A 26,090-nucleotide genomic window follows, 5' to 3' on the forward strand; every position below is an offset into this window, starting at 1 on the left:
GTGTGGCGATCGGCGCGAGGTCCAATTCGACTGATCGTCACACACCCCCAAAACAGACAGCATATCCGACTCGGGCACTTCAGCGTTTCTGCACTGCAGAATTCAATGCAATCGCTCAGCCAGAATCTTTTGCGACCCCCAGCCTTTCGCCCAATTATTCATCTTTTGAACCGGGCGGCGCACAGTATTTGGGCAAGGCTAGACATTTGCCGCCCCCGGCATCGCTTGGGAATGACTCGCCGTCCCCATGTGATGAAAACACAAGCAGCACATTGAGCAACGGGAGAGGGACAATCACTCTGGCGACAACGATATCGGATGCGGGCAGCCCTGCCCTGCAGCCTCGGGCGATCGGTGCTTTGAGCTTGGCGTCCAAATGCACCCCGCGAGGGGCGGCCTTAGCCGGGCTGCGCCAGTCGGGTGCGATGAGAGCGTTGTTTCCCCGCCCAAATTCGCCGACGTTGCAAGCGGTCGTGGTAAACACGGCCGGCGGTGTCACCGGCGGTGACGCCTTTTCGCTGACTGCGCGGGCGGGTGAAAACTCAAGCCTGAGCCTGACAACACAGGCCGCCGAACGCGCCTATCGGGCACAGCCGGGGCAAACCGCCAAGATCCGCAACCGTTTGTGTGTTGACCGCGGTGCGCGTCTTGACTGGTTGCCACAGGAAACCATTCTATACGATGGCTGTGCGCTGAACCGGTCTTTGCGTGTTGAGATGGCTGAACAGGCCCGTCTTCTACTGGTCGAGCCCCTGATTTTCGGGCGTTCTGCCATGGGTGAGGTTCTGCGAAACTCCTACTTCATGGACAAAATTGAGGTGCGCAGGCGGGGAACGCCCCTGTTTCTTGACGCAATGACACTGCAGGGCGATATCACGGCACATATGGCGTCGCCTCATATTGCCGCCGGTGCCGACGCGATGGCTTTGTTGGTTTACGTGTCTCCCGATGCCGTTGCGCAGTTGGATCCTGTTCGTAAGATGCTGCCTGAAACCGCCGGGGCCAGTTTGATCCATGCCGATCTTCTGACGCTGCGCATCCTGGCATCTGACGGCTATGCGTTACGCCAGTCACTTGTTCCCATCCTGCGACACCTCACCAACCAAGCCCTTCCCAGATCATGGATGACCTGACATGCAGCTAACCCCACGCGAAAAAGACAAGTTATTGATATTTATGGCCGCCGAGGTCGCCCGCAAGCGCCTTGCGCGCGGCGTAAAGCTCAACCACCCCGAGGCAATTGCCCTGATCACAGACGCGGTTGTCGAGGGCGCGCGCGATGGCCGTAGCGTTGCGGATATGATGGAGGCCGGTGCCGAGGTCATCACCCGTGATCAATGCATGGAAGGGGTGCCTGAGATGATTCACGACGTGCAGGTCGAAGCGACCTTCCCTGACGGGACCAAGCTTGTCACCGTCCACAATCCTATTCGCTGAGGTGATATCATGATTCCCGGAGAGCTTCTTCCCGCCGAAGGCAGCCTGACGCTGAACAGTGGTCGCGATAGTGTAACCTTGATGGTTGCCAATACCGGCGATCGCCCCGTGCAGGTTGGCAGCCACTATCATTTCGCTGAAACCAACCCGGCGTTGGACTTTGATCGCGAAAAGGCACGCGGGTTTCGGTTGAATATCGCGGCGGGCACTGCTGTTCGGTTTGAACCCGGCCAACGGCGCGAGGTAAACCTGATCGCTTTGTCGGGCGCGCGCCGGGTTTATGGGTTCAATCAGGCCGTGATGGGGGATCTCTGATGGCCACAACAATCAACCGCGCCGATTATGCCGCGATGTTCGGCCCCACCACCGGCGACCGGCTTCGCCTTGCCGACACAGACCTTATCATCCAAGTCGAACGCGACCTGACTGCTGAGCTGGCCGGCTCTGCGCTCTTTGACGGTACGGGCGGTAATGCGGTGTCCTACGGTGAAGAGGTTAAATTTGGCGGCGGCAAGGTGATCCGTGATGGCATGGGTCAGTCTCAGGTCACCCGCGCCGAGGGGGCGGTGGATACTGTCATCACCAATGCGCTGATCGTCGATCATTCGGGGATCTACAAGGCCGATGTCGGCCTCAGGGACGGGCGTATTGCCAAGATCGGAAAGGCCGGGAACCCCGATACGCAACCCGGTGTGAACATTATCATTGGTCCCGGAACCGAAGCCATTGCCGGCGAGGGAAAGATCCTGACAGCCGGGGGTTTTGACAGCCACATCCACTTTATCTGCCCGCAACAGATCGAGGATGCATTGCACAGCGGCCTGACCACCATGCTGGGCGGCGGCACCGGGCCAGCCCATGGCACTTTGGCCACGACCTGCACTCCGGGCGGATGGCATATCGGGCGCATGCTGCAGGCCGCCGACGCCTTTCCGATGAACCTTGCATTTGCGGGCAAAGGCAACGCCTCGCTGCCCGCCGCATTGGAAGAGCAGGTCAATGCCGGGGCCTGTGCCCTGAAACTGCACGAAGATTGGGGCACCACGCCGGCCGCAATTGATTGCTGTTTGTCTGTCGCCGACGCGATGGACGTGCAGGTTATGATCCACACCGATACGCTCAACGAATCCGGCTTTGTCGAGCACACCGTGGGCGCCATGAAAGGGCGCACCATCCATGCCTTTCATACCGAAGGCGCAGGGGGCGGGCATGCGCCGGATATCATCAAGATATGCGGCGAAGATCACGTCTTGCCCTCTTCGACCAACCCAACCCGGCCCTTCACGGTAAACACGCTGGAAGAGCATCTTGATATGCTGATGGTCTGCCATCACCTTGATAAGTCCATCTCCGAGGATGTGGCCTTTGCCGAAAGCCGCATCCGCCGCGAAACCATCGCGGCCGAGGATATCCTGCACGACATGGGGGCGTTCAGCATCATCGCGTCAGACAGTCAGGCGATGGGGCGCGTCGGCGAGGTGTTGATCCGCACCTGGCAAACCGCTGACAAGATGAAAAAGCAGCGCGGGCGGCTGCCCGAGGAAACCGGAGAGAACGACAATTTCCGCGTGCGCCGTTATATCGCTAAATACACGATCAACCCGGCGATTGCGCATGGAATGTCAACCGAGATTGGCAGCATCCAGGAAGGCAAGCGCGCCGATCTGGTGCTGTGGAATCCGGCCTTTTTTGGCGTTAAGCCCGAAATGGTCTTGCTTGGGGGCACCATTGTAATGGCGCAGATGGGTGACCCGAATGCATCCATTCCGACGCCTCAGCCGGTCTATTCCCGCCCGATGTTCGGCGCCTTTGGCCGGTCTGTTGAAAACTCTGCCGTGGTTTTTGTCAGTGCCGCCGCGCAGGCCGAAGGCATTGGCAAGACGCTGGGACTGACAAAGCAGACGGTTGCGGTCGCCAACACCCGCAACATTGGCAAAAAGGATCTGATCCTGAACAGCGCAACACCCAAGATCGACGTGAATCCGGAAACCTACGAGGTCCGGGCGGATGGCGAGCTGTTGACGTGCGAACCCGCCGAGGTGTTGCCCATGGCGCAGCGCTATTTCCTGTTCTGAGAGGTGATCATGGAGCTTCCCTTTAGCCAACAGTTTCACCGTCAGGGCCAATGGTCGGGTGCTGATGATAGCGTGCAGCTGACCTATGACGCCCGTTTTCTGCGCCGCAAGGCCCTGACCACCGCTGGGGGCCTGCGGTTTCTGGTCGATCTGGCGCATACGTCCTCGCTGAACGATGGGGATGCGTTTGAATTGAATGACGGGTGCCTTATCGCGGTCGTTGCCGCCAAGGAAGAATTATTGGCGGTGACCGGCCCCAACCTTCACCGCATCGCCTGGCATATCGGCAATCGCCATACCCCCTGTCAGATGGATCCGGATCGTCTGTTGATTCAGCGTGATCGTGTCATTCGCGATATGCTTGAAAGGATCGGGGCCGAGGTGAGCGAGATCGTCGAACCGTTCCGTCCCGAAGGGGGGGCCTATGGTCACGGGCGCACCCACGGACACGATCATGGTCACACCCATGAACACATCCATGAGCGCGCCCATGCAAAATGAGGCCATTCTGACACTGGTACAATGGCTGTCGCCGGCCTATCCGGTGGGCGCCTTCGCCTATAGCCACGGGCTGGAATGGGCGGTCGAGGCACAGGATGTGCACGACAGTGCAACCCTTTCGGCGTGGTTAGAAGGCGTGTTGCGCCACGGGGCGGGGTGGTGTGATGCGCTGTTTCTTGCCGCCGCCTATCGTGCCGATGACCCGAAAGAGGTTGATCGGATGGCGCGCGCTTTCGCGCCCTCGGCCGAGCGGTTGAAGGAAACCACCCTGCAGGGCGCAGCCTTTGCAGAAACAACAGGTCAGGTCTGGGGCAGTGCCCTGCCTGCTCTGACCTATCCCGTGGCTCTTGGCCATAGCGCGCGGCGTCATGATCTGCCGCTTGAGCTGACCCTGCAAATGTATCTTCAGGCCTTCATGGCCAATCTCGTGGCCGCAGGCATGCGTCTGATCCCATTGGGGCAAACAAACGGCCAGACACTGATAAAACGTTACACGCCGCTTTGCGCGGCAATTGCCGCGGAGGCGATTGAGGGCACGCTGGATAACCTGTCATCAACCGCGTTTCTTTCGGACATCGCCTCAATGAAACACGAGCAACAGTATTCAAGGATATTTCGCACATGAAAAGCCCGAATGGCCCTTTGCGCGTGGGCATCGGCGGCCCGGTTGGCGCCGGTAAAACGACGTTGACGGCGGCGCTCTGTCGGGCGCTGCGTGAAAAATATTCAGTTGGGGTCATTACCAACGACATCTACACCCAGGAAGACGCCGAAGCGCTGATGCGCATGCAGGTCTTGCCAAGTGATCGCATCATCGGCGTTGAGACCGGGGGGTGCCCTCATACAGCGATCCGCGAGGATGCGTCGATCAACCTTGCCGCAGTGGCCGAGATGGTAGCGCGCCACCCCGAGGTCGAAATAGTGCTGATCGAAAGCGGCGGCGATAACCTGTCCGCGACCTTCAGTCCGGAACTTGCCGATATAACACTCTACGTTATCGACGTTGCCGCAGGCGAGGAAATTCCCCGCAAGGGCGGGCCGGCGATAACGAGATCCGATATTCTGATCGTTAACAAAACCGATCTTGCCCCGTATGTCGGTGCCTCGCTTGATGTGATGAAACGCGATAGCGCAAGAATGCGGCCCACACGGCCAACTGTGTTCTGCACGCTCAAGACGGATCGTGGACTGGAGCAGGTCTTAGGACACCTTGGCGACATTAGCGGCCTCACCGGGTTGACGACGCCCGGCTGAGAATGCTCACTGAATTGGCCTGAATCTAAACGTTGAATACGCGGCCTCTCGAAACTTGGGGGCCAGATTGCGGGGCCAATTGCCCAAGCCCGAGCATGCCCATTATTGACAAACGCGCAGCATATTTCGTCATCGCAGCGAAGCACGGTTTCCTCCCGTGCGACTTCTAGATTCAGGCGCACTGTGCATATAGCTGTCATTGGCGCTTAGCGCAGCCAAGGTCCGGAATCCGCCACCTTGTGGCGCAGGTGTCGCCTTTGTCACTCACGGCCCGGATCTGCGCTTGAGCTTGATGAGGTAAATGGCGATCCAGCGATGTTCGCTTCCTTGGATCGTATCGACAGCAACGGACACAGCGAACGCGGAAATCTTCAAATTGTCTGTCGTTTCGCAAACTTCTGGAAGGGTTCTGCTGATGACAGCGAGTTCCGTCGGATTATTGGAGCACTTCGATCAAATGCGATCAGCTAATCGACCCGAAACATAACAAAAATAAAGTGTCCAGAGGTCCTCCACGAGGATTGGGTCTGTGTCGGAAATCTTCGCTCTGATGGCACGTGACTCCGGGTAAGCATCGGACTTGAGTATTCAGCAATGTATGAATTCGAACCGCGCAAAATTTGCGCGCGCAGCGAACGGCAGGAATGACGGGCCGCACCGCAGCATCAGTATGAATGGCGCAAAGGCCGCTGTGGGCCGTCCTTGAACTGGCCCAATTACGGCATGTCCAAAATCACATTGCGATCAGGTGTTGAACAGGAAGTGCAGAACGTCGCCATCCTTGACGATATAGGTTTTGCCCTCGGCGCGCATCTTGCCTGCATCCTTGGCTTTTTGTTCGCCGCCCAGGCTGATGAAATCATCGTAGGCAATGGTTTCGGCGCGGATGAAACCCTTTTCAAAATCACCGTGAATAACACCTGCCGCCTTGGGCGCTGAAGTGCCAGAGCGGATGGTCCAGGCGCGGGCCTCTTTCGGGCCGACGGTAAAATAGGTTTCCAGATGCAGCAACTCGTACCCGGCGCGGATCAGGCGATCGAGCCCGGCCTCGTGCAGGCCCATTTCTTCAAGGAACATCCCGGCTTCGTCCGGTTCAAGCTGGCTGATCTCTTCTTCGATCTGCGCGCTGATCACGACCGAGGCCGCCCCCTGCTCGGCCGCCATCTTTGCCACCTGAGCCGAGAAATCATTGCCCTCGGCGGCACTGCCCTCATCGACGTTACAAACGTAAAGGATGGGTTTGGTGGTAAGCAGCTGCAGGCCTTTCCAGGCCTTGGCATCCTCGGCATCGACCTGAACGGTGCGGGCTGGTTTACCCTCTTCCAGCACAGCCAGAGCGGCGCGCAGCAGGGCTTCTTGCTGTACAGCTTCCTTATCGCCGCCACGCACCTTGCGCACCAGACCCTGCAGCCGTTTCTCGATCGATTCGATATCGGCCAGCATCAATTCGGTTTCGATGGTTTCGGCGTCGGCCACCGGGTCCACCCGGCCTTCGACATGGGTTACATCGCCATCTTCAAAGCAGCGCAGCACATGGGCAATTGCGTCGACCTCGCGGATGTTGGCCAGAAACTGGTTGCCCAGCCCCTCGCCCTTGCTGGCGCCTTTGACCAGACCGGCAATGTCGACAAATGTCATCCGGGTGGGAATGATCTGTTTTGAGCCCGCAATTTCGGCCAGTTTGTCCAACCGGGAATCGGGCACGGCCACCTCGCCCACGTTGGGCTCGATCGTGCAGAAGGGGAAGTTGGCGGCCTGAGCCGCTGCGGTTTTGGTCAATGCGTTGAACAATGTCGACTTACCCACATTGGGCAAACCCACGATCCCCATTTTAAAGCCCATAATCCGCTCTCCTTGCTTGAATTGCGCGCATCTACGGTGTTGGACGTTCCAAGGTCAAGCGGGGCATTGATTTCCCCGTGTGTTTGAGCCAAACCAATGCCGACTGACCCGAGGATAGACAAGATGACACGTATCGACGCCAAATTCGCTGAACTCAGGGCCGCAGGCAAAAAGGCCTTCGTGTCTTACATCATGGCCGGTGACCCCGATTTTGACACCTCGCTTGAGATCGTCAAAGGCCTGCCTGCCGCCGGTGTGGACATTATCGAACTGGGTCTGCCCTTTACTGATCCGATGGCCGATGGTCCCACCATTCAACTGGCAGGCCAACGTGCCCTTCAGGGCGGCATGACATTGCAGCGGACGCTGGATATGGCGGCCGAGTTCCGGAAGGGTGATGACACCACGCCGATCGTTTTGATGGGCTATTACAACCCGATCTACAACCGCGGCGTCGACAAGTTTCTGGTTGATGCCAAAGCGGCAGGTATTGATGGGCTGATTGTGGTTGACCTGCCCCCGGAAGAAGATGACGAGTTGTGCATACCCGCGCAAAAGGCCGGATTGAACTTTATCCGGCTCGCCACCCCCACGACAGATGACAAGCGCCTGCCCAAGGTTCTCACGAACACCAGCGGCTTTGTCTATTACGTCTCGATCACCGGTATCACCGGTGCAGCCGAGGCCGAAGCCACAGATGTCGGCCCCGAAGTTGCCCGGATCAAATCCAAAACCGATCTGCCTGTCATCGTTGGATTTGGCATCAACACACCGGAAAAATCGCGCGCGATCGCCAGTGTGGCCGACGGTGCAGTTGTCGGGTCTGCCATTGTCAGCCGGATTGCCGCTGGCAACTCCGCACCGGAAATTCTGGCGTTCGTGAAATCGCTGGCCGATGGCGCACACAGCGTCTGAGCCACCGTTCCAACGCTTACCAGTCAGCGGGCAGCGCCAGAATAGACCTGACATTATGATATTCCGAGCTGCCCGGACCAGTTGAAAGCTGGACATGCAGGACATCGATCTTTTCGATCGATTTGTTTTCGCTCAGGTGCCACCTCTCCAGCGTTCCGGGAATAAACCGGGTCGTTCCCTGGTACGAGTCCTGGCCGTAGGTGTAAGTATAACTTTCGCCCAGCTTCATATTCGGCAGCGGCACGATGATGTATGACTTCTTGCCAGTCGCGACCGTCAGTTCCACGAAATTCAATTGCTTGGCATGCGCAGAAATTTCAGCCCGCCACCCGGGATCAAGTTCGCCGTTTTCTGGTTGGGTGTGGTTTGGCAGTTCACGGAAAACCATTTTGGCAAATTCCAGTTCCGGCGCAAATTCCTGCTCGATGGCCTGCAGGGTTTCGGGATCAATCGGGCGCTTGCGTTCCTCGAACTGCAGTGCCGCAATAAGGATTCCAGCGCTGACCAGATTGGCAAGGAAAAAGATCAGCCCGGTCTTCCAGGTGATTTTAAAACCATAGCCCGCCATTGCCGAAAGTATTGCCAGAAGCAGCAATTCTACGGGCGTGTCCACCACCGCTGCAGCGATACAGTAGGCTGACAGTTCGACCAGTTGGCCGGTTCCAAAAACATCCGTGATGATAGGTGCAAGAACAGGATAAGACAGCGTGCCAACCATCGGGTAGATGAAAAAGCCCAGAACCGTTGTTCCGATGTTGATCAGGAAGGCCGCCCAAAGCGCCCGGCGCAAGCTGGTATCAAAAATCCACCACAGAACAATCGCTTCAATCAAAATGGCCAGAATGATGGTCCACCACAACAGGACGCGCACCCCGGCGAATACAAAAAAGATTGGGACATTCGCCAGTAAGGCCGTTGGAAGAACGGCCAGAACAAAGGCAACTGACAGGTAAGGCTGTCTTTTGATGTGTTCAGTCATACAGGAAGCATGCAGCATAAAACATGATCGGCGCATTGCGCAGGATCAACTCAGCCCAACGTTACATCCAGCATCATCATCAGAATAACACCGATCATCAGGCCCGTGGTGGCGGCGGTCTGATACCCGCGGCGGTGGGTTTCGGGAATGATCTCGTGGCTGATGATATTCAGCATCACACCGGCGGCAAGGCAAGCATCGCGTCGCGCACGTCACTCCGGATCGTCTTGGCAAACAAGACCGGGATAGCCCCACCGCCCGTCATCAGCCCCGCAACCAGGCTTGCCAGCCCCCCGATGAGGATGATGTTTCCGGAACCTGGTACCCAAGCGGCAAAATCATTCATCGCAGGCACCCGTTTGTTTCGGTCGATGTGGCATATTAAGTCATTCCCTGGTACTCGAGAATGCTATCAAGGGGGCAGTCCGGACGAATTTGTCACAGCAATTCAGGGAATAAAGAATTGCGGGCGCCACATCATTTCGGTAATAAAATATAACCAATATCGGAAATCGCCTTATGCCTGTCATCACCTGTATTGACGACCTCAAGCGTATCTACGCGCGTCGCACGCCGCGGATGTTCTATGACTACTGCGAAAGCGGCAGCTGGACCGAGCAGACCTTTCGCGACAACACCAGCGACTTCAACAAGATACTGCTGCGCCAGCGCATAGCCGTGGACATGTCGAACCGCAGCACCGCCAGCCAGATGATCGGTCAGGATGTATCCATGCCCGTGGCGCTGGCCCCGGTTGGCCTGACCGGCATGCAACACGCCGATGGCGAGATCAAAGCCGCCCGTGCTGCCGAAAAGTTTGGCGTGCCCTTCACCCTGTCGACCATGTCGATCTGCAGTATCGAGGATGTGGCTGAAAACACCACCAAACCGTTCTGGATGCAGGTTTACACCCTGAAGGACGACGATTTCATGCAGCGGCTGTTTGATCGCGCCAAGGCGGCGAAATGTTCGGCTGCGGTGATCACGGTCGACCTTCAAGTGCTGGGTCAGCGCCACAAGGATCTGAAAAACGGCCTGTCCGCCCCGCCCAAACTGACCGTGAAATCGGTGGCCAACATGATGACCAAGGTCCAGTGGGGCCTAGGCATGCTGGGCACCAAACGACGCTTCTTTGGCAATATCGTCGGCCATGCCAAGGGCGTCAGTGACCCGACATCACTTTCATCCTGGACGGCCGAAGCCTTTGACGAGGCGCTGGACTGGGATCGCATACGCCAGTTCCGCAAGATGTGGGATGGCCCGCTGATCCTGAAAGGCATCATCGACGTACGAGACGCCGTACAGGCGCTGAACGTCGGCGCCGATGCGATCATCGTATCCAACCATGGCGGGCGACAACTGGACGGAGCACTAAGCGCCATCCGTGCGTTGCCTGCGATCATGGACGCGGTGGGCGACAAGATTGAGGTGCATCTGGATAGTGGCATCCGTTCAGGTCAGGATGTGCTGAAGGCGCTAGCGATGGGGGCCAAGGGCACCTATGTCGGCCGGGCCTATATCTATGGGCTGGGCGCCATGGGTGAGGCTGGCGTGACCAAGGCGCTTGAGGTTATCCAAAAAGAGCTGGATATCTCGATGGCCTTCTGCGGGCGTCGGGATGTCACCACGCTGGACCGCGATATTCTGATGGTTCCCGAAGACTTCGAAGGACGATGGGCCAAATGACCGCTGAATGAGGCGCGCCGGGCAGATCTGCGCGGCCTCAAGTAGCACTTTGACACGGCCTGCCTGCCGCGCGATAGTTGCTCAAAACCAAACGAGCAGTCCCCCGTGCAGATTTTCTTTAAACAGAACCTGGCGATTCTGGCGGTGCCCAAGACGGGCACCACCGCTTATGCTATGGCCTTGCGATCAGAGGCGGACATCATTTTCACCAAGCGGCGCAAACACATGACGGCCGGGCAGTTTCACAACAAAACCGCCCCCTTTCTGGAACGTCTGTACAGGTTGAAACCCGAACGTCTGGCAGTCATGCGCGAACCGATTGACCAGATCCGCAGCTGGTATCGCTACCGCAGTCAGTTACGACTGGAGGGGCGCCCTGCAAGCACCGCTGGATGCAGTTTTGATGACTTCGTGCTGGCCGTCATCAGCGATAGCCCGCCCGAGTTTGCCAAAATTGGCAGTCAGTACAGATTTCTGATCCAGCGCGATGGCAGCCTGGCAGTGCATCATCTGTTTGCCTATGAAAAGCAGCCCTTGTTGCGAAAGTTTCTGGAAGACAGGTTTGAAAAGCCGCTGACAGTTAACACCAGAAACGCATCCCCCCCGGTTGATGCACAGCTATCACCAGAAGTTGAATCCCGCCTGCGCAAGGCGCGCCCGGATGAATTCAGGCTTTATAACCAGCTGATGGACAAAGGGGGGTATTTGTTCCAGGAAAGCGTCTGATCCGCACTGTCATACCGTATGTTTTTTTGCACAAAGCCCCCTTGCCAAAACCCAATTGCTAAGATACCTGCGGGCCTTCACGCGGGGATACAGCCTTGGAGGATCCCTGCCCTAACATTTGGAGAATAACATGGCTGGAGAAATTCCTGATCTTCACGCCCAGGAACGCACGGGGACAGGCAAGGGCGCCGCTCGTACCGCACGTCGCAATGGCATGGTTCCTGGTATCGTTTTTGGTGGCGACGCTGATCCGCTTCCGATCAATGTCCCTTTCAACGTCCTGCTGAAGCGCCTGAAAAAAGGCCGCTTCAAGTCGACGCTGTTCAACCTCAAGGTTGACGGCCATGACGACGTTCGGGTGATCTGCCGCGATGTACAGCGCGATGTGGTCAAAGACCTGCCGACGCACCTTGATCTGATGCGCCTGCGCCGGACCACCAAAATCAACCTGTTCATCCACGTTGATTTCATCAACGAAGAAGATTGCCCGGCCCTGCGCAAAGGCGGCACGCTGACCGTTGTTCGCAACGAGGTTGAACTGATCGTGACTGCAGGTGACATCCCTGAATCGCTGACGGTTGACCTGTCGAAGGTTGAGAACATCGGCGATACGGTTACCATTTCGGACGTCGAAATTCCAAGCGGTGCGAAACTGACCATCACCGACCGCGACTTCGTGATCTGTAACGTTTCAGCGCCATCGGCACTGAAATCGGCGGATGACGAAGATGAAGCCGAGGAAGAGACAGCCGAAGTACCGACCATCGGTGAAGAAGACGAGGCCGAAGGCAGCGAGGGATAAGTCCCGCCAGCCGGCCAGAACAAGGAAAACGCGGTCCAATTGGGCCGCGTTTTCATTCATTCCGGACCCTTCTGAAAGCCAGAATGCGACCGCGTGACGGGCCAGGATCATAGGTAAGACCTGACGCCGACATGCAATCGACGATCCGCTTGATCGTGGTGTCCGGGTATCGGCCCGGGTGCAGTTCCATCATTACCGAGCGCACAAAACGGGGCCAGCGGGCATCGAAAAGATACTGCTCCGCGCCTTCAATATCCATGATCACCATGTGTGGCCTGTATTCAGCAAGCAAATCTGACAGCCGCAGAAATGGCACAGACACAACCAAATCCGGGTTTGCACTGACATCGGCAATACTTGACGCCCAGAACGTCTTTTTCTTTTCAAATTCAATTTCTTGTGTTGCGTCCTTCATTTCAGCAACGGCACCGTGCAACAAAGTGACCTGCCCAAACCCATTTTGGTCCAGATTGGCACGGATCACCGCCAGCAACTCGGGGTTGGCTTCAACCGTGACAACATTCTCAGGTCCGGTGACCGCTGCACAGATCGACGCGATGTACCCAAGGCCCGAACCCAGCTCCAGCACGCGCTGCCCGGGGCGCAGGCGCATCTGTGCGGCCTGCGCCTCGTGCGCCTCATAGCCGGCATTGGCCAGTTTCGCCGCGATACGGGGATTTATCATTTCGTCGGGGACCGACAGCAGCACCCCGTTCAGTTCATATTCAGCCATGTGCCACGGTCCTGGAACATTGATTCTGCACGCGCTGCAGCGTAGACCAACATCACCAAAGAACAGGGCGACAGCAATGCACCTATTTGTGGGTCTGGGAAATCCGGGCGCAAAATACGCCAACAACCGGCACAATATCGGCTTTATGGCCGCGGATCAGATTGCCGCGGATCATCAATTCGGGCCGTGGAAATCAAAATTTCAGGGGCAAGTGGCCGAAGGCCGGTTGGGATCGGAAAAGGTAATCCTGCTGAAACCTGAAACCTTTATGAACCTAAGCGGGCAGTCGGTTGGCGAAGCCATGCGATTTTACAAGCTAACCCCTGAGGACATAACGGTTTTCCATGACGAGCTGGACCTTGCACCGGGCAAGGTACGGGTCAAGATGGGCGGCGGGCACGCCGGGCACAACGGGTTGCGGTCAATCCATCAGCATATTGGGGAACACTATCAGCGGGTCAGGCTGGGCATTGGGCACCCCGGACACAAGGACCGCGTGGCGCAATATGTCCTTCAGGATTTTGCCAAGGCCGACGCGGGCTGGCTGGAAGATCTGCTGCGCGGGATCGGTGAGGGTGCCCCGGAACTGGCTGGTGGGAAAAAAGACAAGTTTCTGAATGCGATCGCGCAACGCGTTGCGCCGCCAAGATCATCCAAATCCGCCGGGCAGCCCAAGGCGAAGCCGGCTGTAAAGCCGCAAGAGCCGCCCGTCGCGGACGACACCAGAAACCCCCTGCAAAAGCTGATGGACAAGTTTCGCTAACCCCTGCGGCGCAGGTCACCGCCCTGGCCTTGCCCCGATCGGCAAAGACTGCTTTTCTCTGCCGAAACCCGAGAGGAATTTCATGCGCGTGATCTTCAGATGGCTGGGCCGGATTGCCCTGATGCTGACCCTTGCCGCGCTTGTGGTCGGCCTGTGGAAGCGCGAGCAACTGCAGAGACTGTGGGCGGTACAGTCGCTTTTCTCGGAAAGCAAGATCGTCAGTAACTTCTCGAACATGAACGCAGCCTTCCTTAGCCGCCCGGTGTCGCGCGGGGATGGCCCTGTTTCAGAGTTGCCAAAAGGGCCGGACGCCACCCTGCCCCCAACCACGGCTGACTGGATCACCGAACGCACTGTCACCTCGCTGCTGGTGCTGCAAAAGGGGCAGATTGTGCACGAAAGCTATTACCAGGGTACCGGCGCCGATGATCGCAGGATCAGCTGGTCGGTTGCGAAAAGCTATCTGTCGGCGCTTTTCGGGATATTGGTGGCCGAAGGCCAGATTACATCGCTGGACGATGAGGTGACGCAATATGCACCCGTACTGACCGGCAGTGCCTATGACGGGGCCACGATCCGAAACCTACTGCAGATGACCAGCGGCGTCACCTTTGACGAGGATTATCTGGATTATCATTCCGATATCAACCGCATGGGCCGGGTGCTGGCGCTTGGGGGCACGATGGATGGATTTGCTGCGGGCCTGACCGCCCGCGATGCCGAACCGGGCCGGAAATGGCATTATGTGTCGATCGACACGCATATAGTGGGAATGGTGGTGCGCGGCGCCACCGGGCGGGACATACCCGATCTTCTGTCGGAAAAGATCATCGCCCCTTTGGGGCAAGAGGCCGAACCGTATTACCTGACCGATGGCCAAGGCGTGGCCTTTGTCCTGGGAGGGCTGAACCAGAGCACGCGCGACTATGCCCGCTTTGGCCTGATGATCGCGCGCATGGGGCGTTACAACGGACAACAGGTTGTGCCCGTTGACTGGGTTGCCGCCTCGACCCGGGCCAGCGCACCAACCGCCCCGGGTGAGATCAGATACGGCTATCAATGGTGGATTCCGAAAGACGGCCATGACGGCGAGTTCTTTGGTCACGGCATTTACGGACAGTTCATCTATATTGATCAGACCCGTGACGTGGTAATCGTCTCAACCGCCGCCGACCGGAAATTCCGCGAACCGGGCGTACGGGACGCCAATATCGCCATGTTCCGCCAGATAGCGGCGGCGCTTTAACGGGGCAGCGCCTTGGGCTATGGGTGTCTTGTGGAGGTAAGTGAAGATGATCAAAGATGAGGCGGTAAATGTGCTGGGGGGCCCGTTGGACCCCTGCTCCAGCGATCCACTCACCGGGTTTTTCCGCGATGGGCATTGCAATACCTGCACCGAGGATCGCGGCAGCCATACCGTCTGTGTCCTGATGACAGCCGAATTTCTGGCCTATTCGAAATATGTCGGCAATGATCTGAGCACCCCGCACCCCGAATTTGGCTTTCCCGGGCTGAAACCCGGCGATCAGTGGTGCCTGTGTGCCGCGCGGTTTTTGCAGGCCCATGACGAGGGGTGTGCACCACAGGTGCGCCTGACCGCGACGCACGAACGCGCACTTGAAATCGTACCGCTGCGCATTCTGCAACAATACGCCCCAGCATGAAGGAAAGCCGCCCATGGCCACCGTTCCCCTGATCTCTGATGACGACATCAGCGCCGAGGCGCGCGCGGTATTTGATGACATCAGGGCCGTGCGCGGTACCGATTTCATCAACAACTTCTGGCGCGCGCTGGCGCATGACCCGGACCTGCTGCGTGCCACCTGGGAAAGACTGAAAGTGGTCATGGCCCCCGGCGCGCTGGACCCGTTGACCAAGGAAATGATCTATATCGCCGTTTCGGCTGCCAATGCCTGCGAATACTGCGCTCATTCCCACACAGCCGCTGCCCGGGCCAAGGGACTGACGCCCGAGATGTATGGCGAATTGCTGTCGGTGATCGGCATGGCCAGCCAGACAAACACATTGGTCAACGCCCTGCAGGTGCCCGTAGACGAGGTCTTTAAGGCATAAGGTGATGTCCGGTCTGCGGGACAATCCAACGCTCCAGGCTTCACACCCTGCCCGAACCATTGGCGTTTGGACGTATGGCATTTTCAATTGGGCTGGTTTTCCAGGGTATGAAGGCCGGGCTGGCGCCTGTTTCAGCAACCCTGATCAATATAAAATGAAATTACCGGCTTTGATTTGACCTGCAGCACCGGCCATTCCCCGGTTCACACCCGTTTCTTTCTGACATGACAGGCCCAAACCAAAAGCCCGCTTTGAATTGGCCAAAATCGGGTCGGCGATGATGATCCGGGAAAGGCCGCTTGCGCGCTTCGGCAACATTCTTTTCTTGCAAAAAAGGAATTCAGGGGTCTTTGTTGACCCGTACGATAGCATTTCGATTAGACGGATGCCAAAAACATAAAGGGAGAAAACAAGTATGAAATTCAGCTTTCGAACAATTGCAGCAGCAGCGGTCACGGCGGTCAGCATGGCAGCGCCGGCTTTTGCCGATGCGGGTGATAGCCCGACATTACAGCGCATTCAGGAACGGGGTGTCGTCAGCATCGGCCACCGCGAAACCTCGATCCCGTTTTCGTATATCGGCGCCGAAAACGAGCCGATTGGCTATTCTATCGACCTGTGCCTGAAAATCGTTGATGCGATTGCCGCGGAGCTGGGTGTCGATAGCCTTGATGTCCATTATGTGCCTGTCACAGGCCAGACCCGCATTCCTTTGATTGCAAACGGCACCATTGACATGGAATGCGGATCGACCACCAACAACCTGACCCGCCAGTTGCAGGTCGAATATCTGCCGACGACCTTTATCACGGGAACCAAACTTGCATCAAAGGTCAGCTCTGGCATCACCGAGCTTGAGGACATGCAAGGAAAGATCATCGGGCTTGCTTCGGGAACAACGAACGAAAAAGCGATCAAGGCCGCTATCGAAGCCGAGAATCTGGATGTGAAAATCGTCCCCGTCAAAGATCACAGCCAGGGCTGGCTTGCGCTCGAAACGGATCGGATTGACGCTTATGGTTCGGATGACGTGCTGCTTTACGGCCTGATTTCGAAGTCGTCGGAACCGGCCGCCTATCACGTCACCGGCCGGTACCTTTCGTTTGATCCCTACGCACTTATGGTACAGCGAAACGATTCAACCTTTGAACGTCTGGGACGTGCCACGATGGCTGGTCTGATGCGTTCTGGCGAAATGGCCAAAATATACGCCAAATGGTTTGAACCGGGCCCAACCAAGATCAATATGCCTTTGTCCGACACATTGCGTACAGCCTTCGAAGTGCAGGCACTGCCTGAATAAAGAATTTGCGACCAAGATTGGGGCGGAAGTTTTTTCCGCCCCAAAACAAAAAAGTGTCGGGGGATTAGATGAACTATAACTGGGACTGGGGCGTTCTGTTCCGCGACCCCTATCTGGGCTGGATCATATCCGGGCTGGGCTGGACACTGGTGATATCGCTTCTGGCCTGGGTCATTGCCTTTAGCCTGGGGTCGGTGCTGGGAATTTTTCGCTCTTCATCCAGCCCGGTTTTGCGTGCCATTGGCACGATATATGTCGAGATTTTCCGCAATATCCCCCTGCTTGTTCAGCTCTTCCTTTGGTATTTCGTGTTCCCTGAACTGCTGCCCGACGACTGGTCCCGCTGGGTCAAGCGCGACATGCCTGCGCCTGCGATGACAACCGCCATCGTGGCAATCGGCCTTTATACCGCGTCGCGGGTATGTGAACAGGTGCGTTCGGGCATTGATGCCGTGGGCTTTGACCAGCGACAGGCCGGACGCGCCATCGGCCTGACCGAGGTCCAGGTCTATCGCTACATCCTTTTGCCCAATGCCTACCGCATCATCATTCCGCCGCTGACCAGCGAATTCCTGACCATCTTCAAGCAATCTTCGCTTGCTCTTACCATCGGTGTGGTCGAACTCACGGCGATGACACGCCAGATCGAAGAATATACGTTTCAGGGCTTTGAGGCCTTCACCGCCGCGACGGTCGTTTATTCACTTGTGACCTTCACGGTCATGGCCGTTATGCGCCAGGTCGACAAACGCACCGCCTTGCCAGGCACCTTTTCGAAAGGGGCCGCATGATGTTCGATCTTGATTTTTCAATCATACCTGCCAACAAGGAATTGCTTTGGGAGGGCATGAAAATGACCTTCCTGCTGACTGGCCTGGCGATTGGTGGCGGCATTATTCTGGGCACGTTTCTGGCCCTTTTAAGGATCGCCAAAGTTCCTGTTCTACAGCACGTGGCGTCGGCATACGTCAACTTCTTCCGCTCCTTGCCACTGATCCTTGTGATCTTCTGGTTGTTCTTTCTGGTGCCCCTGATCGTCGGTCGTCCGGTGGGCGCCTTTTCATCGGTGCTGGTGGCCTTCATCCTGTTTGAGGCCGCCTATTATTCTGAAATCATTCGGGCGGGCATCAATTCGGTCCGCCCCGGCCAACTGGCTGCGGCGCGCGCCATTGGGCTGACCTATGGCCAGGCGATGCGCAGTGTCGTGCTGCCCCAGGCCTTTCGCGCCATGACCCCTATTCTGCTGACCCAGGCGATCATCCTTTTTCAGGATACATCTCTGGTTTATGTCGTGGGCCTTCGCGACTTCCTTGTCAGCGCCGAGATTGTCGCCAACCGTGACCAGAAACTGGTCGAGATGTTTCTTTTCGTGGCGGTTGTCTATTTCACCTTCTGTTTTCTTGCCTCTATGGGCGTCAGATATCTGCAAAGAAAGATCGCCACATGATAGAAATGAAATCCGTCAATAAATGGTACGGCAAAAGTTTTCATGTGCTCAAAGACTGCACGCTGAGCGTCGCCAAAGGCGAAGTGATCGTGGTCTGCGGACCGTCCGGATCGGGCAAATCAACGCTGATAAAAACCGTAAACGGCCTTGAACCTATAAACAGTGGCGAAATCACCGTGGCCGGGACCAGCATCACGGCCCGAGAGACGAATCTGGACAAGGTGCGGTCAAAAATCGGCATGGTATTTCAGAACTTCGAGCTGTTTCCGCACATGAATGTCACTGAAAACATCAAGCTTGGGCAGATCAAGGTTTTGGGGCGCAACAATAAAGAGGCCGAAGTCAAAGCGCTGGCGCTACTGGACCGTGTAGGGCTTGCCGAGCATGCCCACAAATACCCGTCACAGTTATCCGGTGGCCAGCAACAGCGCGTGGCGATCGCCCGCGGGCTGGCGATGGAACCGATGGCAATGCTTTTTGACGAACCTACATCGGCGCTGGACCCCGAGATGATCAACGAAGTGCTGGATGTGATGGTCGAACTGGCCCAGGAAGGCATGACCATGATGGTCGTCACCCATGAGATGGGGTTCGCAAGGAAGGTCGCAGACAGGGTTGTGTTCATGGACCACGGTGAAATCGTGGAAGATGCACCCTCGAAGGATTTTTTCGGGTCTCCGCGAAGCGAGCGAGCGCAAGAGTTTCTCTCGAAAATCCTCAGTCACTGAATTTCTGTCTCAAGCCGATAATGAACATGCAGATGCAAGCTGCGGCTTCCCGTTGGACATCCCAAATCGCCCGCAGCGCGCCTTACATCCCCTGTACACCACATTGCCGGGTTGCGGGCGGGGACGGAATTGCCTAGATAGCGCCTGACCCTTTCTTATACAGGCCGCTACATGGAAAACGTCGTCCTCACCATCCATCTCCTTCTGGCACTCGCGCTGATTGGCGTTGTTCTGATCCAGCGCTCGGAAGGGGGCGGGCTGGGCATGGGCAGCGGCGGGGGCGGTGGCGCCATGTCGGGACGCTCGGCCGCGACGGCCCTGGGCAAGGTCACCTGGATCCTGGCAATTGCCTTTATCAGCACCTCGATGGCGCTGACGATCATCGCCGCCAAGAACGCTGCAGGCAGTTCGGTTCTGGACCGCATCACCGATGCCCCGCCCCCGGCCGAAGCCACGCAAGAGCTGCCCGCACTGGGCGAAGAGTTGTTGCCGCCTTCGGGTGACGATACGGCCCCCCTGACGCCGACCGCCGACTAAACACAAGTAATTGCGGCGAAATAAAAGATCGCAACAGCATGTTGCGGTCATCTTGCGCTATTGGCGCGAATCCTCTATGTCTTGAGTCCCGTGGTACTGCGGTCTTTTTGGGGCTGTTCAGGGCGCAAAACAGGCTAGAAATCACGGGAGATGCCACAGGTATGGCACGGTATATTTTCATTACGGGCGGCGTCGTTTCATCCCTTGGCAAAGGATTGGCCTCGGCGGCTTTGGGTGCGCTTTTGCAGGCGCGCGGCTTTTCAGTACGGCTGCGCAAACTTGATCCTTATCTCAACGTTGATCCCGGCACGATGTCGCCCTTTGAACACGGCGAAGTGTTTGTCACCGACGATGGCGCCGAAACCGATCTGGACCTTGGTCATTACGAACGATTCACCGGTGTTCCCGCCCGCATGACTGATTCCGTCAGTTCGGGGCGGATCTATTCCAACGTTCTGGAAAAGGAACGCCGTGGCGATTATCTGGGTAAAACCATTCAGGTGGTTCCGCATGTCACCAACGAGATCAAGGAATTCATCGACATCGGCGATGACGAGGTCGATTTCATGCTCTGCGAAATCGGCGGCACTGTGGGCGACATCGAAGGCCTGCCGTTTTTCGAGGCGATCCGCCAGTTTGCCCACGACAAACCACGCGGGCAGTGCATTTTCATGCATCTTACCCTGCTGCCTTACCTGGCCGCCAGTGGCGAGTTGAAAACCAAACCGACCCAACACTCGGTGAAAGAACTGCAATCCATCGGAATCGCCCCCGATATTCTTGTATGCCGCTCGGAACATCCGATACCGGAAAAGGAACGCGCAAAGATCGCACTGTTCTGCAACGTGCGCAAAGAGGCGGTTGTCGCCGCCTATGACCTCAAATCGATCTACGAGGCGCCGCTGGCCTACCACCACGAGGGGCTGGATCAGGCCGTGCTGGATGCGTTTGATATCTCGCCGGCGCCCAAGCCTGACCTCACCGTCTGGCAGGACGTGGCTGACCGCATCCACAATACCGATGGTGAGGTGAACGTGGCCATTGTCGGTAAATACGTACAGCTGGAAGATGCCTATAAATCAATCAAAGAGGCGCTGAGCCACGGCGGCATGGCCAACCGCGTCAAGGTCAATGTCGAATGGGTCGATGCCGAGGTGTTCGACACCGAAGACCCGGCCCCTTGTCTGGAAGGCTTCCATGCCATTCTGGTGCCCGGCGGCTTTGGCGAACGTGGCACCGAAGGCAAGATCAAGGCAGCCGAGTTTGCCCGCACCCGTAAAATTCCCTACCTTGGTATCTGTCTGGGCATGCAACTGGCCGTGATCGAGGCCGCGCGCAACGTCGCTGGTCTGCCCGATGCAGGATCGGAAGAATTTGATCACGAGTTGGGTAAAAAGCGGTTTGAACCGGTGGTCTATCACCTCAAGGAATGGGTGCAGGGCAATGAAAAGGTCAAGCGCAAGGTTTCCGACGACAAGGGCGGCACCATGAGGCTGGGGGCCTACAACGCCACGCTGGCCGAAGGGTCAAAGGTGGCGGGCGTCTATGGCACCACTGCGATCGACGAACGCCATCGTCACCGCTATGAGGTGGATACGAAATACCGCAAGGCGCTTGAGGGTTGCGGCCTGAAATTTTCCGGCATGTCCCCGGACGGCCGCCTGCCCGAGATCGTGGAATGGGTGGATCACCCGTGGTTCATCGGCGTACAATTCCACCCCGAGCTGAAATCAAAGCCGTTCAAGCCGCATCCGCTGTTCTCGGATTTCATCCGTGCCGCGATTGAGACGTCGCGACTGGTTTAGGCTCATCGTCGATCACGCGTTTCGTGGCCAGATCGATGGCCGGGCTAAGGATATCGCGTAACAGGCTGGGGTTACGGCTGTATGTTACCTGCTCCGCTTCGCGGTCAATCCGCAGGGTGTCGTTCAGCAACGTCGCCAGAATATTTTCATCCAGAATCCATCGCCCGCGCCGTCTCTCTTCACGGTCGGCTTGCTGGTAGGCCAGCCATTTCGCGATGCGCTTGTGATCATGTGACTCTCGCTCGGGATAGGCCAGGTAAAAGCCGCTGTTGAGCCGCAGACAGATGTTATCCAGAACCCGCGCCGCGCCGCGATAGGCCTCGGGCACATCACGCTTGGGCATGTAGTTGAACCGTTCGGGCCCGCCGTTCAGAAACGCCGTCAGCGCTGTGCTCAGATCAATGCACTTCTTTGCCATGACCCATCCCAGCACCTTCTCGGGCTCAAGGTTCCAGTCATAGTTTCGCGCAAGTTTGCGCAGCTGCACATCCGTTGCGCTAAGCGCTTTTGTCAGCTGCGCATCGCCCGTCGCTGTGGACCAATCGAAACTGTCAAAGTCCTGCATAGCCTGATTCCACTCTTGCCTGTTCTTGCCCTGGGGTCTGTTTGCTCGCCTAAAGCGTGTTTATTGCGGAGCAATTGTGACCGGTTTATGACCATGGCAATAATCCGCCGACTGACCTACAATAAAAGTCGAAAATTATCTGCGAAACTGAAAGGATTCCCCGTGACCAAAGGATACTGGGTTGCCCATGTGGATGTAGAAGACCCCCAGGTCTACGAAAAATACAAGGCCGCCAATGCCGCCCCCTTTGCACGCTATGGCGCCCGGTTTCTGATACGCGGTGGCGAACAGCAGGTTCGCGAAGGCGCCCTGCGTACCCGTACCGTCGTGATCGAATTTCCCAGCTATGAAGACGCGGTGGCCTGTTACGAATCAGCCGAATACCAAGCTGCCAAAGCGCTTCGCGATCCTGTCTCGGCCGGGGATCTGGCGATCATCCGGGGGTATGACAGCTGATGCACGCATATTTTCCTTTGAAACCTCGCGCCAGGATAATCTAGGCTACTGCAATGCTCTCTCGAATTCTTCACGCGTTTTCCGCCCCAAAACCCATCCCCCTGCCCGAGCCGGATGAAAAGCTGGCGCTTGGGGCCCTGATGGTGCGCGTCGCGCAATCTGATCACAATTATCGACAATCCGAAATCAGCCGGATCGACCGCCTTCTGGCGCGGCTTTACGGACTTAAACCGATTGAGGCCGCCAAAATGCGCGCCACCTGCGAAAAGCTTGAAAAACAGGCCCCGAACACCGATCGCTTTGCCCATCTGATCCGCGAAACCGTCAGTTTCGAGGCCCGTATCGAGGCGCTTGAAGCGTTGTGGGAGGTCGTGCTTTCCGACGGCGATTCCCAGCTAGAAGAGTTGCAGGTGATGGATACCGCCCGCGAGGCGATGGGCCTTTCCGAAGCCGACAGCGCCACCGCCCGCGCCATCGCCGAGGGCAATTGACACTTTAAAGCATTTCGACGTGAGCGAGTGTCTAAGGTATAAGCCGAAACGCTTTTGGCATTGGCGGGTCGGCCTGCGCGGCCTATATCTTGGACATGTTTGCAGAGTTCCTGAAAAAGCTGGTTCAGCCCACCCCCGCCCGATTAACCGAAATCGATGCCCAACTGGCGTTGACGGCCCTGCTGGTCCGTGTCGCCCGCACGGACGGCTATTACGCCGCGGACGAGATCATGCGCATCAATTCCATTGCCGAAACGCGCTTTGGCCTGTCTCATGCCGATGCCGAAAACTTGCGCACCCGCGCCGAGCAGCTTGAATCCGAAGCCCCTGACACCGTCCGTTTCACCCGCGCGATAAAAGACGCGGTCGCCTATGAGGACCGCGTCGGTGTGGTAGAGGCCCTGTGGCAAGTGGCCCTGGCCGATGGCGTGCGCCAGGCCGAAGAAGACGCGCTTTTGCGTCTGGTCAGCAGCCTTTTGGGGGTCAGCGACATGGACAGCGCCCGCGCCCGTCAAAGGGTAATACCTACCGGATGATCGCCAGCCTGCCCATGTATGATCGCACCGAAACGGCAGCAGCCAACGACCGGCTCTGGCAGGGCATCCGCACGAACCTGGGATACGGCCCCCAGACGCTGACCCGCAAAGGCGATGTCTGGGATCACTGGCTTAGCCCCGATCTGCTGTTGTCGCAGACCTGCGGCTATCCCTACCGTGCGCGTCTGCACGGCAAGGCCACGCTGGTGGGCACGCCGGTTTATGACCTCGACTGTCCGCCGGGGCATTACTTCAGCGTGCTTGTGGCCCGCGCCGACGATCCGCGCAGTGATCCACGCGATTTTGCGGACGCCCGGTTTGCCTATAACGAAGCACTGTCGCAAAGCGGCTGGGCCGCGCCGCAGAATTTTGCCGCGCACCATGGCTTTGCCTTCAGCAACCCGCTTCAGACCGGCGGACACCGCTTATCTGCGATGGCTGTGGCCGAGGGCCGCGCGGACATCGCCGGCATTGATGCGCTGACATGGAAACTTATTTGCCGCCACGACAGCTTTGCCAGAACGCTCAGGGTCCTGACGCAAACCGATCCCACACCGGTTTTGCCCTATATTACCGCCAAGGGGCAAGATGCCGGGGCGCTTTACAGCGCAATCGAACCGGCCATCGCCAAACTGTCTACGCAAGATCGCAAAACCCTTGGGTTGAAGGGGCTTATTCGCATTGACCCCCAAGAGTATCTGGCCATCCCGAATCCGACCCCACCACCCGGCGCCTGACCTCCGGAACGGACTTACCCGGCGTCAATTCGGCCGAAAACTCTTCCAATCCGCCGTATTGCAAGTTGCATTGCGCCATTTTTTCGGCCCTATTGTCTGACGGAACCCCTTTGTCAACATAACGGACGCTGCTTTGCCCGACGAAACACCTGTCATCGAAATCCGCAATCTTCACAAAGCCTATGGCGCACTCGAAGTCATCAAGGGCGTCGACATTACGGCTCATCGCGGCGATGTGGTTTCGCTGATCGGCTCATCGGGTTCGGGCAAATCCACCATTCTACGCTGCGCCAACCTTCTGGAAGACAGTCAGAAGGGCGATATCCTGTTCAAGGGCGAGCCGGTGATCTGGAAAGGTAGCGGTCTCAATCGTCATCCGGGCGACCCCAAACAGGTGCTGCGCATCCGCACAAACCTTTCCATGGTTTTCCAGCAGTTCAACCTCTGGGCCCATATGTCGATCCTGCAAAACGTAATGGAAGCCCCCGTTACCGTGCTGGGTCGTGACCGGGACGAGGCCGAGGCCGCTGCGCGCAAATACCTTGATAAGGTCGGCATCGGCGACAAATGCGATGTCTATCCCGCGCAGCTTTCGGGCGGCCAGCAACAGCGCGCCGCGATTGCCCGCGCCCTGGCAATGGAGCCCGAGGCGCTGTTGTTTGACGAACCCACCAGCGCCCTTGACCCCGAACTGGAACAGGAAGTTGTCAGGGTGATCAAGGATCTGGCCTCTGAAGGCCGGACCATGATGATCGTCACCCATGACATGAAAATGGCTGCTGATGTCTCGGACCACGTTGTGTTCCTGCATCAGGGGCTGATCGAGGAACAAGGCGCGCCCAAAGATCTCTTTGGCGCGCCCAAATCCGAGCGGTTGCAGCAATTCCTCAGCTCAACCATGGCCGCTTGATAAAAAACCAAACTACGGGAGAACACTCATGAACAAACTGCTACTCACAACGGCCGCCCTTGCGCTCAGCGCCAGCTTTGCCATGGCCGAAACCACACGTCTGGGCACCGAAGGCGCCTACCCTCCGTATAACTTCATCAACGACAGCGGCGAAGTGGACGGGTTCGAGCGCGAGCTGGGCGACGAGCTGTGCAAACGTGCCAAATTGACCTGCGAATGGGTCACCAACGACTGGGACAGCATCATTCCGAACCTGGTGTCGGGCAACTATGATGTCATCATTGCGGGCATGTCGATCACCGACGAACGCGATGAAGTCATTGATTTTACACAAAATTACACCCAACCTGATCCGTCAGGCTATCTGGCAGCCTCGGCTGATGTCGACATTAAAAATGGCGTGATCGCAGCCCAGACCGGCACCATTCAGGCCAGCTTTGTCGCCTCAACAGGCGCCACGCTGGTTGAGTTTGCCACGCCCGAGGAAACCATTGCAGCGGTCCGCAACGGCGAAGCTGACGCGGTTCTGGCCGACAAGGCCTATCTTGGCCCGGTCGCCGACGAAGACGACGGCCTGGTTCTGCTGGAGCAAGAAGAGCTGATCGGCGGCGGTGTAGGTCTTGGTATCCGCGAAAGCGATGGCGAGCTGAAGGCGACACTTGATGCCGCTATCCAGTCAATGAAAGACGACGGTTCGCTAAACGCGATGATCGAAAAGTGGGAAATCGGCGTCAAATTCTGATCTGAAAAGGATCGGCGGGGCCATTCTGGGCCCCGCCAATTTCAAAC

The 26,090-nt window shown here is 57.4% G+C and carries 33 protein-coding genes and 1 pseudogene; 27 read left to right on the plus strand and 7 right to left on the minus strand.

Annotation, left to right across the window (positions count from 1 at the left end):
- Positions 1–365 precede the first annotated feature (365 nt).
- The 7 genes from PEL8287_RS17215 to ureG are packed head-to-tail and all read left to right on the plus strand — an operon-like array spanning position 366 to position 5,267.
- The gene (locus PEL8287_RS17215) at positions 366–1,133 is read left to right on the plus strand and encodes an urease accessory protein UreD (RefSeq protein WP_503167650.1); all 768 of its coding nucleotides are present in this window, start codon (positions 366–368) and stop codon (positions 1,131–1,133) included.
- 1 nt (position 1,134) lies between these two features.
- Positions 1,135–1,437, plus strand: coding sequence for an urease subunit gamma (locus tag PEL8287_RS17220; protein WP_085893678.1), 303 nt, complete (start codon positions 1,135–1,137; stop codon positions 1,435–1,437).
- Between the two features lie 9 nt (positions 1,438–1,446).
- Positions 1,447–1,752 (plus strand): urease subunit beta, encoded by a 306-nt coding sequence (locus PEL8287_RS17225; protein ID WP_085893679.1) that lies wholly within the window; start codon positions 1,447–1,449, stop codon positions 1,750–1,752.
- Positions 1,752–3,512: an urease subunit alpha gene (gene ureC, locus PEL8287_RS17230; protein ID WP_085893680.1), complete on the plus strand. Its 1,761-nt coding sequence runs from the start codon at positions 1,752–1,754 to the stop codon at positions 3,510–3,512. Before PEL8287_RS17225 ends, ureC begins: the two co-directional genes overlap by 1 nt.
- Positions 3,513–3,521: 9 nt before the next feature.
- Positions 3,522–4,013, plus strand: a complete 492-nt coding sequence (gene ureE / locus PEL8287_RS17235) for an urease accessory protein UreE (protein ID WP_085893681.1) — start codon at positions 3,522–3,524, stop codon at positions 4,011–4,013.
- Complete coding sequence (locus tag PEL8287_RS17240) at positions 3,991–4,638, plus strand: urease accessory protein UreF (RefSeq protein WP_235862331.1); 648 nt, start codon at positions 3,991–3,993, stop codon at positions 4,636–4,638. Before ureE ends, PEL8287_RS17240 begins: the two co-directional genes overlap by 23 nt.
- Positions 4,635–5,267 (plus strand): urease accessory protein UreG, encoded by a 633-nt coding sequence (ureG, locus tag PEL8287_RS17245; protein WP_085893682.1) that lies wholly within the window; start codon positions 4,635–4,637, stop codon positions 5,265–5,267. The genes PEL8287_RS17240 and ureG overlap by 4 nt, the downstream gene beginning before the upstream one ends.
- Positions 5,268–6,011: 744 nt before the next feature.
- Here ureG and ychF read toward each other — a convergent pair.
- Entirely contained in the window at positions 6,012–7,109 is a 1,098-nt protein-coding gene (ychF, locus tag PEL8287_RS17255; RefSeq protein ID WP_085893683.1) for a redox-regulated ATPase YchF, read from the minus strand.
- Positions 7,110–7,232: 123 nt separating this feature from the next.
- Between ychF and trpA the strand changes: the two genes are divergently transcribed.
- Complete coding sequence (gene trpA / locus PEL8287_RS17260) at positions 7,233–8,024, plus strand: tryptophan synthase subunit alpha (RefSeq protein ID WP_085893684.1); 792 nt, start codon at positions 7,233–7,235, stop codon at positions 8,022–8,024.
- 16 nt (positions 8,025–8,040) lie between these two features.
- Here the strand turns inward: trpA and PEL8287_RS17265 are convergent, their stop codons facing one another.
- The 3 genes and pseudogenes from PEL8287_RS17265 to PEL8287_RS20100 all read right to left on the minus strand — a co-directional run bounded on the left by PEL8287_RS17265 (position 8,041) and on the right by PEL8287_RS20100 (position 9,349).
- The gene (locus PEL8287_RS17265) at positions 8,041–9,003 is read right to left on the minus strand and encodes a hypothetical protein (protein ID WP_139837849.1); all 963 of its coding nucleotides are present in this window, start codon (positions 9,001–9,003) and stop codon (positions 8,041–8,043) included.
- A gap of 50 nt (positions 9,004–9,053) precedes the next feature.
- Positions 9,054–9,191: pseudogene (locus tag PEL8287_RS17270) on the minus strand (ZIP family metal transporter); the annotation flags it as partial.
- Positions 9,179–9,349, minus strand: coding sequence for a hypothetical protein (locus tag PEL8287_RS20100; protein WP_176228684.1), 171 nt, complete (start codon positions 9,347–9,349; stop codon positions 9,179–9,181). The gene PEL8287_RS20100 and the pseudogene PEL8287_RS17270, both read right to left, overlap by 13 nt.
- A gap of 173 nt (positions 9,350–9,522) precedes the next feature.
- Between PEL8287_RS20100 and PEL8287_RS17275 the strand changes: the two genes are divergently transcribed.
- The 3 genes from PEL8287_RS17275 to PEL8287_RS17285 all read left to right on the plus strand — a co-directional run bounded on the left by PEL8287_RS17275 (position 9,523) and on the right by PEL8287_RS17285 (position 12,217).
- On the plus strand, positions 9,523–10,689 hold the full coding sequence (locus PEL8287_RS17275; RefSeq protein WP_085893686.1) for an alpha-hydroxy acid oxidase: 1,167 nt from the start codon (positions 9,523–9,525) through the stop codon (positions 10,687–10,689).
- Between the two features lie 105 nt (positions 10,690–10,794).
- The gene (locus tag PEL8287_RS17280; protein WP_085893687.1) at positions 10,795–11,415 is read left to right on the plus strand and encodes a hypothetical protein; all 621 of its coding nucleotides are present in this window, start codon (positions 10,795–10,797) and stop codon (positions 11,413–11,415) included.
- A gap of 130 nt (positions 11,416–11,545) precedes the next feature.
- A complete protein-coding gene (locus PEL8287_RS17285; RefSeq protein ID WP_085893688.1) occupies positions 11,546–12,217 on the plus strand; it encodes a 50S ribosomal protein L25/general stress protein Ctc in 672 nt (223 codons plus the stop codon).
- Positions 12,218–12,269: 52 nt separating this feature from the next.
- Here the strand turns inward: PEL8287_RS17285 and PEL8287_RS17290 are convergent, their stop codons facing one another.
- Complete coding sequence (locus tag PEL8287_RS17290; protein ID WP_085893689.1) at positions 12,270–12,950, minus strand: FkbM family methyltransferase; 681 nt, start codon at positions 12,948–12,950, stop codon at positions 12,270–12,272.
- A 76-nt stretch (positions 12,951–13,026) separates the two neighbouring features.
- Between PEL8287_RS17290 and pth the strand changes: the two genes are divergently transcribed.
- The 4 genes from pth to PEL8287_RS17310 all read left to right on the plus strand — a co-directional run bounded on the left by pth (position 13,027) and on the right by PEL8287_RS17310 (position 15,786).
- A complete protein-coding gene (pth, locus tag PEL8287_RS17295) occupies positions 13,027–13,713 on the plus strand; it encodes an aminoacyl-tRNA hydrolase (RefSeq protein ID WP_085893690.1) in 687 nt (228 codons plus the stop codon).
- A gap of 82 nt (positions 13,714–13,795) precedes the next feature.
- Positions 13,796–14,959 (plus strand): serine hydrolase domain-containing protein, encoded by a 1,164-nt coding sequence (locus PEL8287_RS17300; protein ID WP_085893691.1) that lies wholly within the window; start codon positions 13,796–13,798, stop codon positions 14,957–14,959.
- Between the two features lie 46 nt (positions 14,960–15,005).
- Positions 15,006–15,377, plus strand: a complete 372-nt coding sequence (locus PEL8287_RS17305; protein ID WP_085893692.1) for a DUF2237 family protein — start codon at positions 15,006–15,008, stop codon at positions 15,375–15,377.
- A 13-nt stretch (positions 15,378–15,390) separates the two neighbouring features.
- The gene (locus PEL8287_RS17310) at positions 15,391–15,786 is read left to right on the plus strand and encodes a carboxymuconolactone decarboxylase family protein (RefSeq protein WP_085893693.1); all 396 of its coding nucleotides are present in this window, start codon (positions 15,391–15,393) and stop codon (positions 15,784–15,786) included.
- A 144-nt stretch (positions 15,787–15,930) separates the two neighbouring features.
- Here the strand turns inward: PEL8287_RS17310 and PEL8287_RS20105 are convergent, their stop codons facing one another.
- Positions 15,931–16,254, minus strand: coding sequence for a hypothetical protein (locus tag PEL8287_RS20105; RefSeq protein ID WP_176228682.1), 324 nt, complete (start codon positions 16,252–16,254; stop codon positions 15,931–15,933).
- Between PEL8287_RS20105 and PEL8287_RS17315 the strand changes: the two genes are divergently transcribed.
- The 6 genes from PEL8287_RS17315 to pyrG all read left to right on the plus strand — a co-directional run bounded on the left by PEL8287_RS17315 (position 16,253) and on the right by pyrG (position 21,606).
- Positions 16,253–17,089 carry an amino acid ABC transporter substrate-binding protein gene (locus PEL8287_RS17315; RefSeq protein WP_235862332.1) on the plus strand — a complete coding sequence of 279 codons (837 nt, stop codon included), beginning with the start codon at positions 16,253–16,255 and terminating at the stop codon, positions 17,087–17,089. The genes PEL8287_RS20105 and PEL8287_RS17315 overlap by 2 nt on opposite strands.
- A gap of 68 nt (positions 17,090–17,157) precedes the next feature.
- Positions 17,158–17,880: an amino acid ABC transporter permease gene (locus PEL8287_RS17320; RefSeq protein WP_085893695.1), complete on the plus strand. Its 723-nt coding sequence runs from the start codon at positions 17,158–17,160 to the stop codon at positions 17,878–17,880.
- Positions 17,880–18,536, plus strand: coding sequence for an amino acid ABC transporter permease (locus PEL8287_RS17325; protein WP_176228685.1), 657 nt, complete (start codon positions 17,880–17,882; stop codon positions 18,534–18,536). Before PEL8287_RS17320 ends, PEL8287_RS17325 begins: the two co-directional genes overlap by 1 nt.
- A complete protein-coding gene (locus PEL8287_RS17330) occupies positions 18,533–19,264 on the plus strand; it encodes an amino acid ABC transporter ATP-binding protein (RefSeq protein ID WP_085893697.1) in 732 nt (243 codons plus the stop codon). The genes PEL8287_RS17325 and PEL8287_RS17330 overlap by 4 nt, the downstream gene beginning before the upstream one ends.
- Positions 19,265–19,435: 171 nt before the next feature.
- On the plus strand, positions 19,436–19,801 hold the full coding sequence (secG, locus tag PEL8287_RS17335; RefSeq protein WP_085893698.1) for a preprotein translocase subunit SecG: 366 nt from the start codon (positions 19,436–19,438) through the stop codon (positions 19,799–19,801).
- Between the two features lie 161 nt (positions 19,802–19,962).
- Positions 19,963–21,606: a CTP synthase gene (gene pyrG, locus PEL8287_RS17340; RefSeq protein WP_085893699.1), complete on the plus strand. Its 1,644-nt coding sequence runs from the start codon at positions 19,963–19,965 to the stop codon at positions 21,604–21,606.
- Here pyrG and PEL8287_RS17345 read toward each other — a convergent pair.
- A complete protein-coding gene (locus PEL8287_RS17345; RefSeq protein WP_139837850.1) occupies positions 21,569–22,171 on the minus strand; it encodes a hypothetical protein in 603 nt (200 codons plus the stop codon). The two genes, pyrG and PEL8287_RS17345, sit on opposite strands and share 38 nt — an antisense overlap.
- Before the next feature lie 162 nt (positions 22,172–22,333).
- Between PEL8287_RS17345 and PEL8287_RS17350 the strand changes: the two genes are divergently transcribed.
- The 6 genes from PEL8287_RS17350 (at position 22,334) to PEL8287_RS17375 (ending at position 26,043) form a co-directional block, all read left to right on the plus strand.
- Positions 22,334–22,627 (plus strand): DUF1330 domain-containing protein, encoded by a 294-nt coding sequence (locus tag PEL8287_RS17350; RefSeq protein WP_085893780.1) that lies wholly within the window; start codon positions 22,334–22,336, stop codon positions 22,625–22,627.
- Between the two features lie 53 nt (positions 22,628–22,680).
- The gene (locus tag PEL8287_RS17355) at positions 22,681–23,118 is read left to right on the plus strand and encodes a tellurite resistance TerB family protein (protein WP_085893700.1); all 438 of its coding nucleotides are present in this window, start codon (positions 22,681–22,683) and stop codon (positions 23,116–23,118) included.
- Positions 23,119–23,213: 95 nt separating this feature from the next.
- On the plus strand, positions 23,214–23,654 hold the full coding sequence (locus PEL8287_RS17360) for a tellurite resistance TerB family protein (protein WP_085893701.1): 441 nt from the start codon (positions 23,214–23,216) through the stop codon (positions 23,652–23,654).
- Complete coding sequence (locus tag PEL8287_RS17365) at positions 23,651–24,391, plus strand: phosphate/phosphite/phosphonate ABC transporter substrate-binding protein (protein ID WP_085893702.1); 741 nt, start codon at positions 23,651–23,653, stop codon at positions 24,389–24,391. The genes PEL8287_RS17360 and PEL8287_RS17365 overlap by 4 nt, the downstream gene beginning before the upstream one ends.
- A 133-nt stretch (positions 24,392–24,524) precedes the next feature.
- On the plus strand, positions 24,525–25,301 hold the full coding sequence (locus tag PEL8287_RS17370) for an ABC transporter ATP-binding protein (protein WP_085893703.1): 777 nt from the start codon (positions 24,525–24,527) through the stop codon (positions 25,299–25,301).
- Positions 25,302–25,329: 28 nt separating this feature from the next.
- Complete coding sequence (locus PEL8287_RS17375; protein ID WP_085893704.1) at positions 25,330–26,043, plus strand: transporter substrate-binding domain-containing protein; 714 nt, start codon at positions 25,330–25,332, stop codon at positions 26,041–26,043.
- Positions 26,044–26,090: the final 47 nt, after the last annotated feature.

This window comes from Roseovarius litorisediminis (assembly GCF_900172295.1).
Lineage (GTDB): Bacteria > Pseudomonadota > Alphaproteobacteria > Rhodobacterales > Rhodobacteraceae > Roseovarius > Roseovarius litorisediminis.